The organism is Maricaulis maris (genome assembly GCF_003634045.1).
GTDB lineage: Bacteria > Pseudomonadota > Alphaproteobacteria > Caulobacterales > Maricaulaceae > Maricaulis > Maricaulis maris.
On sequence record NZ_RBIM01000001.1, the window covers coordinates 606,354 to 620,875 of the forward strand.

General features: G+C 63.7%; 16 protein-coding genes. 10 read left to right on the forward strand and 6 right to left on the reverse strand.

Annotated elements, in window-relative coordinates:
- Positions 1–35: 35 nt before the first annotated feature.
- Positions 36–749, forward strand: coding sequence for a DUF4197 domain-containing protein (locus C7435_RS02955; RefSeq protein ID WP_158025556.1), 714 nt, complete (start codon positions 36–38; stop codon positions 747–749).
- Here C7435_RS02955 and C7435_RS02960 read toward each other — a convergent pair.
- Positions 746–1,735 (reverse strand): calcium/sodium antiporter, encoded by a 990-nt coding sequence (locus C7435_RS02960; protein ID WP_121209952.1) that lies wholly within the window; start codon positions 1,733–1,735, stop codon positions 746–748. The two genes, C7435_RS02955 and C7435_RS02960, sit on opposite strands and share 4 nt — an antisense overlap.
- Before the next feature lie 186 nt (positions 1,736–1,921).
- On the opposite strand from C7435_RS02960, the gene C7435_RS02965 reads away from it, so the two are divergent.
- The 7 genes from C7435_RS02965 (at position 1,922) to C7435_RS02995 (ending at position 8,309) form a co-directional block, all read left to right on the forward strand.
- A complete protein-coding gene (locus tag C7435_RS02965) occupies positions 1,922–2,392 on the forward strand; it encodes an NUDIX domain-containing protein (protein ID WP_121209953.1) in 471 nt (156 codons plus the stop codon).
- 252 nt (positions 2,393–2,644) lie between these two features.
- A complete protein-coding gene (locus C7435_RS02970; protein WP_121209954.1) occupies positions 2,645–4,972 on the forward strand; it encodes a sensor histidine kinase in 2,328 nt (775 codons plus the stop codon).
- Between the two features lie 48 nt (positions 4,973–5,020).
- Positions 5,021–5,929 carry a sensor histidine kinase gene (locus C7435_RS02975; RefSeq protein ID WP_170150322.1) on the forward strand — a complete coding sequence of 303 codons (909 nt, stop codon included), beginning with the start codon at positions 5,021–5,023 and terminating at the stop codon, positions 5,927–5,929.
- Between the two features lie 46 nt (positions 5,930–5,975).
- Positions 5,976–6,455: a response regulator gene (locus C7435_RS02980; RefSeq protein WP_075189245.1), complete on the forward strand. Its 480-nt coding sequence runs from the start codon at positions 5,976–5,978 to the stop codon at positions 6,453–6,455.
- A 98-nt stretch (positions 6,456–6,553) separates the two neighbouring features.
- Complete coding sequence (locus tag C7435_RS02985; RefSeq protein ID WP_121209956.1) at positions 6,554–6,892, forward strand: hypothetical protein; 339 nt, start codon at positions 6,554–6,556, stop codon at positions 6,890–6,892.
- Between the two features lie 148 nt (positions 6,893–7,040).
- Positions 7,041–7,703 (forward strand): hypothetical protein, encoded by a 663-nt coding sequence (locus C7435_RS02990; protein WP_075189247.1) that lies wholly within the window; start codon positions 7,041–7,043, stop codon positions 7,701–7,703.
- Positions 7,704–7,817: 114 nt separating this feature from the next.
- Positions 7,818–8,309, forward strand: a complete 492-nt coding sequence (locus C7435_RS02995) for a hypothetical protein (RefSeq protein WP_121209957.1) — start codon at positions 7,818–7,820, stop codon at positions 8,307–8,309.
- Positions 8,310–8,321: 12 nt separating this feature from the next.
- Here the strand turns inward: C7435_RS02995 and C7435_RS03000 are convergent, their stop codons facing one another.
- Entirely contained in the window at positions 8,322–9,338 is a 1,017-nt protein-coding gene (locus C7435_RS03000; protein WP_121209958.1) for an alpha/beta hydrolase, read from the reverse strand.
- 94 nt (positions 9,339–9,432) lie between these two features.
- Between C7435_RS03000 and C7435_RS03005 the strand changes: the two genes are divergently transcribed.
- Together C7435_RS03005 and C7435_RS03010 are read left to right on the forward strand one after the other, a co-directional pair.
- Positions 9,433–10,014: a phosphoribosyltransferase gene (locus C7435_RS03005; protein ID WP_075189250.1), complete on the forward strand. Its 582-nt coding sequence runs from the start codon at positions 9,433–9,435 to the stop codon at positions 10,012–10,014.
- A 6-nt stretch (positions 10,015–10,020) separates the two neighbouring features.
- Positions 10,021–10,434 (forward strand): hypothetical protein, encoded by a 414-nt coding sequence (locus C7435_RS03010; protein WP_147422614.1) that lies wholly within the window; start codon positions 10,021–10,023, stop codon positions 10,432–10,434.
- A 21-nt stretch (positions 10,435–10,455) separates the two neighbouring features.
- Here C7435_RS03010 and nadC read toward each other — a convergent pair whose 3' ends face one another.
- The 4 genes from nadC to C7435_RS03030 all read right to left on the reverse strand — a co-directional run bounded on the left by nadC (position 10,456) and on the right by C7435_RS03030 (position 14,468).
- Positions 10,456–11,307, reverse strand: coding sequence for a carboxylating nicotinate-nucleotide diphosphorylase (nadC, locus tag C7435_RS03015; protein WP_121209960.1), 852 nt, complete (start codon positions 11,305–11,307; stop codon positions 10,456–10,458).
- Positions 11,308–11,317: 10 nt separating this feature from the next.
- The gene (locus tag C7435_RS03020; RefSeq protein WP_121209961.1) at positions 11,318–12,955 is read right to left on the reverse strand and encodes an L-aspartate oxidase; all 1,638 of its coding nucleotides are present in this window, start codon (positions 12,953–12,955) and stop codon (positions 11,318–11,320) included.
- Between the two features lie 4 nt (positions 12,956–12,959).
- Positions 12,960–14,099, reverse strand: a complete 1,140-nt coding sequence (gene nadA, locus C7435_RS03025; protein ID WP_170150323.1) for a quinolinate synthase NadA — start codon at positions 14,097–14,099, stop codon at positions 12,960–12,962.
- Positions 14,100–14,216: 117 nt separating this feature from the next.
- Positions 14,217–14,468 (reverse strand): hypothetical protein, encoded by a 252-nt coding sequence (locus C7435_RS03030; RefSeq protein ID WP_147422615.1) that lies wholly within the window; start codon positions 14,466–14,468, stop codon positions 14,217–14,219.
- Between the last annotated feature and the right edge of the window lie 54 nt (positions 14,469–14,522).

Consider the following 14,522-nt stretch of genomic DNA (forward strand, 5'->3'; position numbering starts at 1 on the left):
TGCGAAACTCAGGAAATCATTGTCCGGAGACTTCCATGCACCGTCGTTCTGTCATGCTCGGCCTTGGCGCCAGCGCCCTGGCCATCACCGCACCGGTCTCGGCTGTCCAGTTTGGTCTGTCCGAAAACCAGGCCCGCGACGGTATCCGCTCGGCGCTCAGCCAGGCAGCCCGACTGGCGACCACCCGGCTTGGTCAAACCAACGGCTTTTATGGTGATCCGCAGGTTCGCATTCCGCTGCCTTCGCGGGTCCGCGACGTCCAGTCGATGCTCCGTCGGGTGGGGATGTCGCAACAGCTCGACGATCTCGAACGCCAGCTCAATCGGGCCGCCGAAGCGGCGATGCCGGCGGTGCAGACCATTTTCGTCAACGCGGTTCGCTCGATCACGCTGGAAGATGCAGTCGGCATTGTCCGTGGTGGCGACCGCTCGGCCACGGATTATCTCGAACGGCGGACATCCGACCCGCTTTTCGCGCTGATCCGGCCACGCATGGCGAGCACGCTGGAAGCGTCCGGTGCCTATCGCACACTGCAGCCGATCGAACAGCGGCTGAACAATCAGGGCGGCATGCTGGGCCGGTTCCTGCGCGGTCGTTCCAGCGGCGGGTCCCTGCAGGACCAACTGACTGACGACGCCTCGCGCCGGGCCATGGCCGGCGTCTTCCACTATGTCGGTGAGGAGGAGCGGGCGATCCGCCGCGACCCGGTTAACCGGACCACCGACATCTTGCGCCGGGTGTTTGGCTAGCCGCCGACCGCGCTGCGGGCCAGAATGACGATATAGCCGATATAGCTGGCGAAGAGCAGGCCGCCGAGAAGGCGGCTGATCGGCTGTTTGGCCATGATGACGCCGGCGATGATGATGCTGGCGCCGAGCATGACCCACAGGTCGAGACCGAAGAAGGACTCCGGAACCGGCAGGTCGACACCGATCGCCGAGGCTGCCAAGCCGGTGGCACCGCCGACGGCAAAGACGTTGAAGATGTTGGAGCCAAGCACATTGCCGATGGCGAGTTCCGCCTGTCGCCGGACCGACGCCATGACGACGGTTGCCAGCTCCGGCAGCGACGTGCCGAAAGCGACGGCGGTCAGACCGATCAGGGCATCGTCAACACCCAGGTCTGCAGCAGCAGCCGTACCGCCGGTGACGATCATGTGGGCGCCGATCGGAAGGCCGACGAGACCAATCAGCAGCGCGCCGAGGATGGTGGGCATGGATTTGGGCAGGCCGTCCATGTGCTCGAGATCGGTCAGCTCGGCAATCGACGGGTCGTCGGTCTTGCCGCGCGCCAGGAAAGCCAGCAGCAGCACATAGGCGATGATCAGCGCGAACAGGACATAGCTCTCGACCGGCGAGATCAGCCGGTCCCAGCTCACGGCGATGAGGATGACCGCCGCGCCCAAGGCGAAGATGGCATTGCGACGCACGCCTGGCGTGGTCGTCGCGATGGCACCGAAAACGGCCGGAAGGCCGAGAATCAGGAGGAAATTGGCGGTGTTCGAACCGACGATATTGCCCAGGGCGAGGCCCGGCGCGCCGGTCAGGGCCGACTGGATCGAGACCACGAGTTCCGGTGCCGACGTTCCAAACGCAATGATCGTCAGGCCGACCAGCAACGGGGGAAGGCGCCAGACTTTGGCCAGGGCGGCGCCGCCACGCACCAGCAAATCCCCGCCGAACAGCAGGATGATAATGCCGACAAGAATCAGGGCGATATAGGCGGGAGCTGCCATTTCAGGGCCGTCCGGATGGTTTGCGGACTAGTCGAGGCGGCGGTATTCGATGAGATTGAGAAGCCCGAAAATGACGGCAACCGAGCCGATGGCAACCAGAGCGTACATGAGAGATATCCCCAAAACGGCGTACAATTCGCCCGTACATAACCTGCCCGCGCGGCACTGGCTAGCCGGGGATGCGGCATGAACTGGCGGCAAAGTGTCGAACCGCTTGTCCGGCCGCTCCTGCAGGCATTCTGGCGCCTCTCACGGGGTACGACGCTGGGTGTTCGCGGCATCGTCATACGCGCCGACGGACACATCGTTCTGGTGCGCCACACCTATGTTGGCGGTTGGCATTTGCCCGGCGGCGGCGTTGAAAAAGGCGAGACCGTGCGGGATGCCCTTGCCCATGAATTGCGTGACGAGGCCGGTGTCGATATCAGCGGCGAGACACCTGTCCAGGGCGTGCATGCCAATCACCGACGCTTTCGCGGTGATCATGTCGTGGTGTGTGTGGTTCGCGACTGGCAACCTTGTGAACGCGGTGCGGCTGGCGAGATCGAGGCGGTGGACTGGTTCGATCCGGAACATCTGCCCGATGGTACCACGGATGCGACGCGGGCGCGGATTACGGAGTTCCTCGGCCGGTCGCCGGTGTCCGACCTTTGGTAGGCTTGCCGGCGGCAAGAAACCGCTCCTGGGAAGTTGCGGTGTACCGGACGAAGCTGACACGAAGCGAGGGATATCGGGCCAACCCATCCGGTACACCGCGGGGCGCACGCTGACGACATTAGGCGGGCCGGTCTGAACCCGAGCTGACAGGCGATGACCCATTTTTGCCCTGAATGTGGCTTCAAGTGGGGACAAGTGCGGCAAAATCACTAGGATGGCCTCAGATGCGGTGATGGATCGGGATCGATTCGAATGTCCACGACGCCGAGCGGCGATACCTATTTGCGGACGTCCTCGGACGCCGACGAACCGAAATCAGCGCTCCAGCGGCTGACCGACACCGATGGCTGGATCGGTCAGGTCCTGCCCGGACTGGTTGCGGTCACCTGTATTTTCATCGTCGCGCTCGCGGTCATGGCCGGCGAGGGGAGGCTGATGTCCTCGGCGCGTGAAACCAATCTTCGCACGCTAGAAACCGTTCGCAGCAACACCCGTCAGCGTTTCGAATTATGGGCGCAATCGCGTGAGAATGATGCCCGCGTCTGGGCCGAAAACAGCCGTTTGCAGGCCGCGGTTGAGGGGCTGGTCGACATGCCGGTTCCGGCGGCGCTGGCATCCTCGCCGGAACAGCAATGGCTGCGCGAGACGCTGGGGCCGTGGCTGACTGAATACGGCTATCGCGGATTCTTGTTGCTGGCGCCGAACGGCACCACGCTGGGGGCGATGCGCGACAATGATCTGGGACAGCCCTCGCTCGTGCTCGACTTGGTGAATGCTGATCGGCTCGCCACCACGGGTGTCGTGCTGACCCGGCCGCATATCGTCGATCTCGTGGACATCACTGATGCCAACGGCGTTGATTCGGTCGACGAGGAAATCCTGATGTACGCGGTCGCGGCCATTCGCGACGGTGGTGAATTACTGGGCTATCTCGCGCTGCGGATCGACCCGCTGTCTGAATATACGGCGACATTCCGGGTCGGCCGGACCGGGGTGTCCGGCGAGACTTTTGCGATTGATCGTGACGGTCGCCTGCTGACCGAGACCCGTTATGGCGAAGAATTGGTGGCGGCGGATCTGTTGGTCGAGGGGCATCCCTCGATCCTGCATGTCGAAGTGCGCGACCCGGGTGTCGATGTGACCATGGGCGGCATCCCTTCGCGGCCCTATGCCGAGTGGCCGCTCACCGAAGCCGCGCGCGGTGTGATTGCCGACGGGCAGGGGCATAACTTGCAAGGCTATCGCGATGTTCGCGGCGTACTGGTGATGGGGGCTTGGGACTGGGATCCGGCCCGCGATATCGGCATCATCACCGAGGTCGAGCTTGGCGAGGCGATGGCGGGCGCCAACAATGCCCGTGCCGTGCTGCGTGTCTTTGCCGTGGCGATGGCGCTGTCTTTCATCCTGCTGGCGGTCCTCTTCTCGGCCCACCGTTCGATCACCCGTCGCCGCGCCCAGGCGACCCATGAGGCCAATCAGCGTCTGTCGCAGATCCTGATGACAGCGGCCGAGGGGATTTACGGCATTGATGGCGATGGTGTTGTCACCTTCATCAATCCGCGCGCTTGCGCGATGCTGGGCTATCACGAGGATGAGCTGATCGGCAAAAACATGCACGCCGTGGTGCACCATTCGCGGCGCGACGGCTCGATCTATCCGCGCGAGGAATGTCCGATCCATTGTGCCGGCGTACCGGCGGAATCGCCGGATGGCGACGTGTTCTGGACCAAGAACGGCCAACCGATTCCGATCGAGTCCGCATCGTCGCCGATCGACCCGCTCGACAAGTCGGTGGGGGCGGTGGTCACCTTCCGCGATGTCACCAACCGCAAACGCGACGAGTTGGCCCTGCGCCGCTATGCCCAGGAGCTCAAGCGCTCGAACTCGGAATTGCAGGAATTCGCCTACGCGGCCTCGCATGACTTGCAGGAACCCTTGCGCAAGATCCAGGCATTCGGTGAGCGCCTGAACAATAAATGTTATGACGCGCTCGATGACACCGGTCGCCATTATCTCGAGCGCATGGTCGACGCCTCGACCCGGATGCGGCGCCTGATTGACGACTTGCTGAGCTATTCGCGGGTCAATTCCAAAACCACCAGCTTCCTGCCGGTCGACATGTCGGCAGTGGTGGCGGATGTCCTGTCTGATCTGGAGCCGCGCATCAATGCCGAGGATGCCAAGATCCGGGTCGGCGAATTGCCGGCGATCGAAGCCGATCCGGGGCAGATGCACCAGCTCTTCCTCAACCTGTTGGCCAACGCCTTGAAATTCCGCCGTCCTGGTGTCCAGCCGTCGATTTCCATCGAGGGCAGTGTCGAGGTGGGCGAGAACGGTGCCATGGCGCGCATTGCCGTGGCCGACAATGGCGTCGGTTTCGAGCCGCGTCATGCGGAGCGAATTTTCGGCATGTTCGAGCGTCTGCACGGGCGTGACGAGTTTGACGGGACCGGCGTTGGCCTGGCCACGTGCCGCAAGATCGCCGAGCGGCATGCCGGCGAGTTGACAGCCTGGGGCGAACCCGATGCCGGCGCAGTCTTCACACTGCTCCTGCCGGTCCGGCAGGGCAATGTGATGTAGCCCGCTTAACGCGCAGGGCGAAGGACAGGCATGAGGCAAGCTGGGCAAGTGCTGCATCGATTTGCGCCGATCTTCATCGGCGCCGCGGTTGGCGTGTTGGCCCTCGTCTTGGCCCTGCCCTTCCTGTCTCGGCCGTGGCCAGGCGCCGCCGAGACCGTTCTGATCACGCTGGGCGCGGTCGCCGCTGCCGGACTGGCTTGGCTGGCGGGGCACGGCCTGCGGCAGGCGGGTCTGGCCCGGCGCGAGGCCGAGGCCCTGCGGCGCCGTGTCGAGGACGTCGGGATATTCGCCAGCGCCGCGCGCCATGACCTGCGTGAGCCGCTGCGCAAGATCATCGCATTTGGTGACCGGCTGACCGAACGGCTCGGTCCGCTGCCAGACGATCCGCAAGTGGCGCGCTATGCGGAGCGGATGTCCGATGCGGCCGGGCGCATGCGGGGCCTGCTCGATGAATTGACGATCTGGGCGGGCGTCAATGACACCAGTACGACGATGGAGCCTGTCGCTGTGCGCGAGGTCCTGGAGCCGCTTGTTGCCGGTGCGAGCGAACCATTGGCGGCGTGCGGCGGCCGGGTCGAACTTGGTGAATTGCCCGATATTCACGCCGACCGCCGTCAATGCAAGATCCTGTTCGAAATCTTGCTGGCAAATGCCATCCAGTATGCGTCTGACGGACGCCCGCTGGTCGTGTCGGTTGCCGGCGAGGTCGCTGCCGACGGGGGCGTCGTCATCCGCTTCGCCGACAACGGGATCGGCTTTGATGACGACAAGGCGGAACGCATCTTCCTGCCTTTTGAGCGACTGCATGCGCGGGACGCCTATCCAGGCACCGGAATCGGCCTCGCCACCGCCCGCAAAATCGCGGAACGACACGGCGGACAACTGCTGGCGCGTGGAGAAATGGGAATTGGCGCCGTCTTCACCTTGATCTTGCCGCGCCAAAAGGCGAGTTTGTAACAAGACGAACCCAAATCAAGGCTCTAACCGGGTTGAGGCTGTCATCATGAGCGACGAAAACCGGCTTTTCACCATTCTGATGGTCGACGATGATCCGGACGACCGGCTGCTGTTCAAGGAAGCGTGTGAGGAAGTGCGGCTGCGCAATCCGCTCGATTTCCTCGAGAATGGCGAACAGCTGGTCGATTATCTCAAACGCCGCGGGCAATATGCCGATCTCGACGGAACGCCCTTTCCGGGCATCATCCTGCTTGATCTCAACATGCCGCTCAAGGATGGCCGCGAGGCGCTTGAGGAGATCAAGGCTGATGCCCAGCTGCGGCACATCCCGATCATTGTGCTGACCACGTCCAAGGACGAGGACGACATTCTTTCCTCCTACGGGCTGGGCGCGTCTTCCTATATCGTCAAGCCGATCTCGCTGGATCGTCTGATGCGGGTGGTCAATTCGATCGGCGAATACTGGGTCCAGATCGTCGAAGTGCCGTCGACCGAGAGCGAAGCCGAACCGGTCGACGATATCTGATCCGATTCCGGTTTCCCCGATCAGGCGAGTTTGCTAGCCTCCCCTCGCGCAAGGGGGCGCTTGCGGACCCGTGGGGTCTGCTTATCGGGGAGTAACTCATGAAACATCTGATTGCGGCCGGCTTGGCCGCTGCTTGTCTGGCCACGCCGGCCTTGGCCGAGGGCATGTCGAATGCGTTCGGGAATGCCGTGCGTGTCAGCATGGGCGAGCAAAGCTTCGACGCCTGGTTCAGTGCCGATGGCCGCTATAGTGACAGTCGTGGTCTCACCGGGACCTGGACCTATGAGGGCCAGCTCTGCATCCAGGTCACCACCGAAGCCGGTCCCGACGAAAACTGCGGGCCCTGGAATGAAACCCTGGCGCCGGGTGAAAGCTGGGTGACGGATGGCTGGTCGGCTGACGGCTCGCAGCTGACCGTTCAAATCATCGCCGGCTGATACGATCTCGTGACGGGCGCCGGTCGCCTTGTGCGGTGTGTGCCCGTCACGCTTTCGCGCCGCGCGTGTCCAGGCGGGACGGCGCCACAGATAGGCGCTAGTATCCGGATCGGGCACGCTGGCCAGTTCCGGCGGCAAGGGGAAGATCATGTTGTTAGCGCGTCTGTCGAAGATTTCCGCCACGCTCTTCGTGTCGATGATCCTGGCCATGATCATGCTGGTCGGCCTGTGGTATTACGCCGCCGACTGGCTGAGCTGGGTGCAGGACGGCGCCGACCTGATCGAGGACATGATCGCCTCCATCCCGCTGGAAGACCGCTACAATAATTTCGTCCGCCTCTTCGCGAGCGACGACAAGATCGTGCTTTTGATCTTCACCATCATCGCCCGCATCCTGCTGGCCCTCGTCGGCAGCAGTTTTACCGCCCTGACCGGTGGCCATGATCGCTACAGGGTCAAGGAACCGGGGCTGATCAGCCAGGTTTCGTCGATGATGGCGACGCTTTTCCTGTCCTTCATCGTGGCCATCATCATGCTGGCGGTGATCTCGATCGCGGCGGAAGGCGTCTTGCACAGCCTGCTGGACGCCGCCGACTGGGTCGAAGACCAGATTGCCCATCTGCCGATCGGCGGACGCTGGCGCGCCGGGGTCCGCTTTGCGGTCTCCGACGACAAGATCGTGCTTTTGTTCTTCACCATCATCGCCCGCCTGTTGATCGCGCTGGTCGCGACGGCCGTTACGCGCGCGGTTGGTGGCGGCGACAAGCCGGAGATCATTGCGCCGAAGGCGAAGGCCAACGCCAACAGCTGACGGTTCCCAGGCGTGTCTGGTCAGCCGTCGGCCCGGTCAGTCCTGACATGAAAGCTTGTGTTGCGTGCCACCGCCCGCTTCGGCATCAAGCGCCCAGCAGCGGGAGTGGGTGTCATGTGGGGCAATCGAGCAATACTGCCGGGCTTGCTGGCCTGGTGTCTGGTCAGCATGGCGTCGGCCCAGGCCCAAGAGGCGGCGAGCGCGGATGACGTGGTCGCGGCCTCGCGCGCGCAACCGTTCCGGCCACTTGAGGACATGTGGGTCCGCCTGGATGTTTGCGGGTCCGGCGCGGCCAACGGCAGCGCCTTTCTCAACAGCTATGACAATTACCGCGACCCGCGCTCCCTGAATGTCGAGCTGGTGCCGGCACTTCGTTCAGCGCTGGCCGCGCTTAACGGCCAGGATCCGGTGGACCATTATCTGGGGCGGCGTGTGCTGGTCTTTGGGGCGGTCCGACAGGTTCCGATCCAGGTTCGTGACGCTGATGGCGTGGTCGTTCACGTCTATCACCAGACCCAGATGCGTCTGACCCGTCCTGACCGGATACTGGTCGTGGAAAACGAGCAGGGTCCCGAGCGGGCCCGCTGCGATCGCCTCATCGCCTGATCCAGGTGGCTATCACGCGCTCAGTGCTTCGGCGAGGAAGGGCAGGGAGACGTCCATCCGGTAATCGATCGAGGAATGGGTGTCGGGGAATTCCTCATAGCGGTGCTTGACGCCCAGGGCGGCCAGCTTTCGGGTCATGCGGCGGGCGCCGTAGAGCAGGTTGTACTGGTCGATATCGCCGCAATCGATCATCAGCGCCTTGAGCTGTTTCAGTCCTTCGCCATGGCTGTCGACCAGTTCCAGCGGGTCCCATTTCATCCATTCAGCCCAGCGCTCCGGGATCAGCTCGCAAGTGTCCATCGTCACCGGCAGGCGGATGCCCATCAGCACGCTCGGATCGGGGTCAGGGTCATAGGTGGCCGCCATGGCCAGGGTCATCAGCGTATGCATGTCTTCGCCGGCCGGTTTCAGGGCGGCTTCGAAAGCCTCGATAAAGCTGGTGATCGTGCCGCCATGCTTGCCGATACGCCGCAGGGCCAGGGCGAAATCGGTCGCGAATGCCAGCTCGAAGCCCATATCGCCGGAATGGCACACCGCCCCGGCCCAGACATCGGGATATTTGAGGGCATGTACCATGGCGCCATAACCGCCTGACGATTTGCCGAACACGGCCCGCTTGCCGGTGCCGCCGCAGCCGAACTTGCCTTCGATCACCGGCAGCATTTCGGCGATCAGGAAATCCTCCCACATCCCCATGGCCGGCGAGTTGACATACTGGTTGCCGCCCAACCGGGTAAAGCAGTCGGGAAAGGCGATCACGGCCGGCTTCATGACGCCGCTGGCGATCAGGCGGTCAGCGCGTTCGGGAACATTCTCGCCGAAGTTTTTCCAGTTCACATGGCCCAGACCCGAGCCGGTAAAACCGGCCAGGTCGACCAGCAGCGGCAGGTCCGTCCCGTCATGACCATGCGGCACATAGACATCGACGCGGCGCCGGGTCGGGTCGCCGAGCCGGTTGCAGGCCACGGCCTGGCTGTCGATGAAAAGCGTGTGGATCCGGCCCTCCGGCAGGCTGTGGTCGCGGCGCATGATCTTTCCCCCGGTTGTGGTCACGGCACACTAGGCTGCGCCGTCGCCAGCGCAAATGGTTGAGCTGCGGCGACAAAGCGGGCAAGTCTTCTGCATGAGCAGCACCAAACACTACATCACCGCCAATGCCTTGCTGGAGGACAGTTTTCGCCTCGCCCGGCAGATTCTCGACAGCGACTACCGGCCAACTCATATCGTCGGTGTCTGGCGTGGCGGCGCGCCGGTTGGCATTGCGGTCCAGGAATGGCTGGCCCATTGCGGGCTGGAAACGGATCATATCGCCATCCGCACCGCCTCCTATACCGGGATCGACCAGCAGGACCGCAATGTCCGCGTCTATGGCGAGGGGTATCTCGTCGACACGCTGGAGGCCGAGGACCGGCTGCTGATTGTCGATGATGTCTATGACAGCGGTCGGTCGATTGCCGCAGTGCTGGAGACGCTTCGCGCCAAATGTCGTCGCAACTTCCCGGCCGAAGCCCGGATCGCGACCGTCTATTACAAGCCGCTGCGCAACACGACCGAGTTGACGCCGGATTATTTCGTCCATGAAAGCGACGACTGGCTTGTCTTCCCGCACGAGATTTGCGGTTTGGGCGCTGATGAGCTGGCCGCGAAAGGTCTGCCGGCAGACCTGCTTCCGCCGAACGATGTGGTGACCAAGGACGGAGCGTAGGCGCGCATGACGTCACAAACACCGCGAATTTTCTGGTTGGCCTTCGGCCTGATCATCCTGGAAGCGGGCTATGCGCTCTTCAACGCTGGCAAGGATCTGATCATCCGTTTCCTGCCGGGCAGCCACGCCTATATGAATCCGGCCGAGGTGGCGTTCATCCTGTCCGTCAGCTGGCTGCAGGAACTGGTCTTCTTTTCAGCCGTGGCGGCGACCTGTGTCAGCGTTTACCTGATGCTGCAGCGCTCGATCTGGGTGTTGGCAACCTATGCTGCGGGTGTTTTCCTGACCAAGGCCGACTGGTTGATCTCCGGCTTCAACGGTGTCGAGCTTTTTGCCCTGAACGGCTATGTCAGCCTCATCTATCAGACAGTCGTGATGGGGGTGTTGGTGTGGTTGTCATTCCTGGGAAAACTGGATTGACCGCGCGGACCCAGCAACATCTCAGCCCTCGTCCAAGCCAATATCAAAATTGGGCGCTGAATGGGTCAGCGCCCCGACCGAGATCACATCGACGCCGGTTTCGGCAATGCCGCGCACGGTCGTCAGATTGACCCCCCCAGAGGCTTCCAGCGTCACCTTGCCCTTGGCCGCCGCGACGGCGGCATTGAGGTCATCCAGCGAAAAATTGTCCAGCAGTACGCTCTCCGCGCCAGCGGAGATCGCAGCGTCGAGCTGGTCGAGCCGGTCCACTTCGACGGCAATGCGGGTCATGTGACCGGCGTTTGAGCGCGCGGCTTTGACAGCCTCGGCGACCCCGCCGCAGACAGCGACATGATTGTCCTTGATCAGGATGGCGTCATCGAGCCCGAAACGGTGCAGCGCCCCGCCGCCGGCCTGGACGGCCTGCAGCTCGAAGGCGCGGAAACCCGGTGTGGTCTTGCGGGTGTGGGCGATCCGGGCGCCGGTGCCCTTGACCGCATCGACATAAGCCCGCGTGAAGGTCGCAATCCCGCTCATCCGTCCCATGAAGTTCAAGAGGATCCGTTCGGCTGCCAACAGGCCGCGGGCGCGTCCGGTCACCGAGATCAGCACATCGCCGGGTTTCACCTTATCGCCGTCTTCCATTTGCGGGCTGACCAGGGCTTCCGGATCACATTGCCAGATCGCTTCCAGCGCCGGCTGGAAACCACAGACCACGCCGGCCTCGCGCGCATTGACGTAGAATTTTGCTTCGGCCTTGGCTGGAATGCAGGCCAGGGAGGTGACATCACCGCGACCGCCCTGGTCCTCGGCAATGGCGCGGGCGACCGCATCGCGGACGACTTGGCGGGGCAGGGGCAGGATGGCGGGCATGGCGGTCGTCCTATTCAGCCGGACCGTTGAGGGCCGCGGGCGCCAGTTCCGGCGCGGCAAGATCGTCGAGGCGCAGCGCGCTATGGCGCGCCTCCTTGAGTGTTTGTGGGCAATCAGTGCGGAAATGACCACCCCGGCTTTCACGCCGGTTCAGCGCGCCCGTCACGATGAAGCGCGCTGCGATCAGCGCATCCGCCTCGCCATGCTCGGATCGCATCGCATCGATCAGCGCCGCCAGTTCACTCAGCCCGGCCTCGCTACGCTCGACCCCGCAATGGCGCGACATGGCCTGACGCAGTCGCAGGAGGGCGAGGGGAGGGAGGTTTCCTCCCCAGCTTGCTGGGGAGGGGGATCGCGAAGCGGTGGAGGGGTCGGTGTGCGCAAGCACGCCGATGTCGATCCCAAGTGGCTCACGGCGGCCTGCGGCCGCGGCTCCATCGACCCGCGGCTTTGCCGCGGCCCACTTCCCCACGGTGTGGGGAAGAAACGCCGCTACACGCGCAAACCGCGCCGCTGACACCAGCCCCTCGGCCAGCGAATTCGAGGCCAGGCGATTGGCGCCGTGCAGGCCGGTGGCGGCGCATTCGCCGATCGCAAACAGGCCGGGGACCGAGGTTCGTCCGTCGATATCGGTGGCAACACCGCCCATATGGTAATGCGCCGTCGGGGCAACCGGGATCGGCTCGATACGCGGATCGATGCCGGCGCGCTGGCAGGCTGCGAAGACCGCCGGGAATCGCTCCGGGAACGCCTCGCCGACAGCCTCACGGCAATCGAGGAAAGCGCCTTTTCCCGATGCATTCTGGCGGTGCACGGCGCGGGCGACGACATCGCGCGGAGCCAGCTCCGCATCGTCGTGGATCGCCTTCATGAAGCGGTGACCGGTCTGGTCGACCAGGATCGCCCCCTCACCGCGCAGGGCTTCGGTGCACAGGGGCGCCGGATCGAGGCCGGCATTGAGCGCGGTCGGGTGGAATTGCACGAATTCCGGGTCACGGATTTCCGCACCCAGACGGGCTGCCATGGCCATGGCCTGGCCCTGGGCGATCGCCGGAGTGGTGGTCAGCGCGAACAGGCCACCTGCGCCGCCCATGGCAAGCAGGGTTGTGTCGGCGTCAAGGGCCTCGATCTCGCCGTTCGGGCCTTGCGCAATGGCACCCCTGCAGGCGTTCGCGTCACCCAGCAGGGAGACCGCTCTCCAGCCATCGCGGATCTCGATATGAGCGGCCGCGCGAACCGCCTCGATCAGGGTTGCCATGATCGCCGCGCCGGCCCCATCGCCCTTCACCCTTGCGACCCGCGGCCGCGAATGCGCCGCTTCGCGGGAGAGGGACCAGCCCTCGCCCTCGCGCTCAAACGGCGCACCGAGTGCCGCCAGTGCCGCAACTTCCGCCGCCGCGCCCTCGGCAAGGGCAAAGGCCGCGTCTTGATCAACCAGACCGGCACCCGCCGCGACCGTGTCGCGGGCATGCAGCGCCGCACTGTCATTCGCGGCCAGTGCCGCCGACACTCCGCCCTGCGCCCAGCCGGACGCGGCTCCGTCACCCAGCGGTGCGCCGGTAAGAAGGATCACCGGCCGCGGCGCGAGCTTCAACGCCGCCCAGAGTCCGGCGATGCCAGCGCCGCAAATAAGGGTGGGGCGGGTCATGGGATCAAATCACAACCAGATCCACACGCTTCTCCGGCTTGGTCGGATCAAAGCTGGCGGGCTTGGCCGGCTTGGGCAGGTCGAGCATGGCCTGGACCGAACGGCGGGCGCCTTCGATGACGGCGTCGGGGACGGTCACTTCATGCTGTCCCAGACGCAGGCAGTCATAGATGTTTTCCAGCGTGATCCGCTTCATGTGCGGGCACAGATTGCAGGGGCGGATGAACTCGACCTCCGGCACGTCGGCGGCGACATTGTCGCTCATTGAGCATTCGGTGAGGAGGACGGCCTTCTTGGCGCCTGAATCCTTGGCCCAGTCGGCCATGGCGGCGGTCGAGCCGGCGAAATCGGCGGCTTGGACCACCTCCAGCGGGCTTTCCGGATGGGTGATGATGACCACGCCGGGATGGGCATCGCGCAGGTCCTGGATGTCCTGCGCCGTGAATTGCTCGTGGACTTCACAAGCCCCCGCCCAGGTCAGGATTTTGACATCGGTCTGGGCGGCGACATTCTTGGCGAGATACTGGTCGGGCAGGAGGATGACGGTATCGCTGCCAAGGCTCTCGACCACTTGCACCGCGTTGGAGCTGGTGCAGCAGATATCGCACTCGGCTTTGACGTCCGCCGAGGTGTTCACATAGGTTACGACCGGGATGCCGGGATAGGCGGCCTTGATGCGGCGCACATCCTCGCCCGTGATCGATGAGGCCAGCGAACAGCCGGCGCGGGTGTCGGGGATGAGGACGGTCTTTTCCGGGGCGAGCACCTTGGCGGTCTCGGCCATGAAGTGGACGCCAGCCTGGACGATGATATCGGCTTCGCTTTCCGCCGCCATGCGGGCGAGGGCGAGGCTGTCGCCCATCAGGTCGCCGACGCAGTGGAAAATGTCCGCCGTCATGTAATTGTGCGCGAGGATGACCGCGTTCTTTTCTTTTTTCAGCTGGTTGATGGCGTGGATGAGGGGGGCCTTGGCAGGCCATTCCATCGGTGTCACGACATGGCTGACCTTGGCGTAAAGATGGTCCGTCGCGGCTTTGACCTCGTCCGTATAGGCGAGTTCGGGCCGATCCTGATCAAAGCCCGCAAGCGTGCCGTCCATGTTCATCCGGTCCATTTTTCCCTCACTTTTGCTCAATTCGAGCATATCTGGGGTCTGAAAAGAGGCGATGGCTGAAGGGCCATCACCGGAAACGCGGCTTATGCTCGAAATGAGCTTAACCGTGAGTGAGATATATGCTCACAGTGAGCATTGCGCAAGGGGTCAGAGCAAACTGGTCGCAACAGTGGCCGAGGCAGCGCTGTAACCGGCGGCACCAAGTGCAAGGGCCGGAACAATCAGGCGCCAACGTACCCGCTGTTGGCCGGCACTGAACAGGGTGACCATGAGCAGTATGGCCGCAACGGCCCCCATCCAGCCGAACACTGAAAATTTGATGGCCAGGAGGGCGAGCGCGACCACGGTGCACAGGGCGGCTGCGCGAACAAAATCTGAAAAACTCAAACGCTCAGACACGTTGTCCCCCAACAACACAAGCTCCAATCACAGATGGTCAGATATATCACCACA

Coding starts and splice junctions, on each gene's coding strand:
- nadA (WP_170150323.1), bottom strand. CDS start 14,099: ATGCTCGAATTGAGCAAAAGTGAGGGAAAAATGGACCGGATGAACATG.
- C7435_RS02955 (WP_158025556.1), top strand. CDS start 36: ATGCACCGTCGTTCTGTCATGCTCGGCCTTGGCGCCAGCGCCCTGGCC.
- C7435_RS03000 (WP_121209958.1), bottom strand. CDS start 9,338: ATGCGCCGCGACCACAGCCTGCCGGAGGGCCGGATCCACACGCTTTTC.
- C7435_RS03005 (WP_075189250.1), top strand. CDS start 9,433: ATGAGCAGCACCAAACACTACATCACCGCCAATGCCTTGCTGGAGGAC.
- C7435_RS02985 (WP_121209956.1), top strand. CDS start 6,554: ATGAAACATCTGATTGCGGCCGGCTTGGCCGCTGCTTGTCTGGCCACG.
- C7435_RS02980 (WP_075189245.1), top strand. CDS start 5,976: ATGAGCGACGAAAACCGGCTTTTCACCATTCTGATGGTCGACGATGAT.
- C7435_RS02990 (WP_075189247.1), top strand. CDS start 7,041: ATGTTGTTAGCGCGTCTGTCGAAGATTTCCGCCACGCTCTTCGTGTCG.
- nadC (WP_121209960.1), bottom strand. CDS start 11,307: ATGCCCGCCATCCTGCCCCTGCCCCGCCAAGTCGTCCGCGATGCGGTC.
- C7435_RS03020 (WP_121209961.1), bottom strand. CDS start 12,955: ATGACCCGCCCCACCCTTATTTGCGGCGCTGGCATCGCCGGACTCTGG.
- C7435_RS02995 (WP_121209957.1), top strand. CDS start 7,818: ATGTGGGGCAATCGAGCAATACTGCCGGGCTTGCTGGCCTGGTGTCTG.
- C7435_RS02960 (WP_121209952.1), bottom strand. CDS start 1,735: ATGGCAGCTCCCGCCTATATCGCCCTGATTCTTGTCGGCATTATCATC.
- C7435_RS02965 (WP_121209953.1), top strand. CDS start 1,922: ATGAACTGGCGGCAAAGTGTCGAACCGCTTGTCCGGCCGCTCCTGCAG.
- C7435_RS03010 (WP_147422614.1), top strand. CDS start 10,021: ATGACGTCACAAACACCGCGAATTTTCTGGTTGGCCTTCGGCCTGATC.
- C7435_RS02970 (WP_121209954.1), top strand. CDS start 2,645: ATGTCCACGACGCCGAGCGGCGATACCTATTTGCGGACGTCCTCGGAC.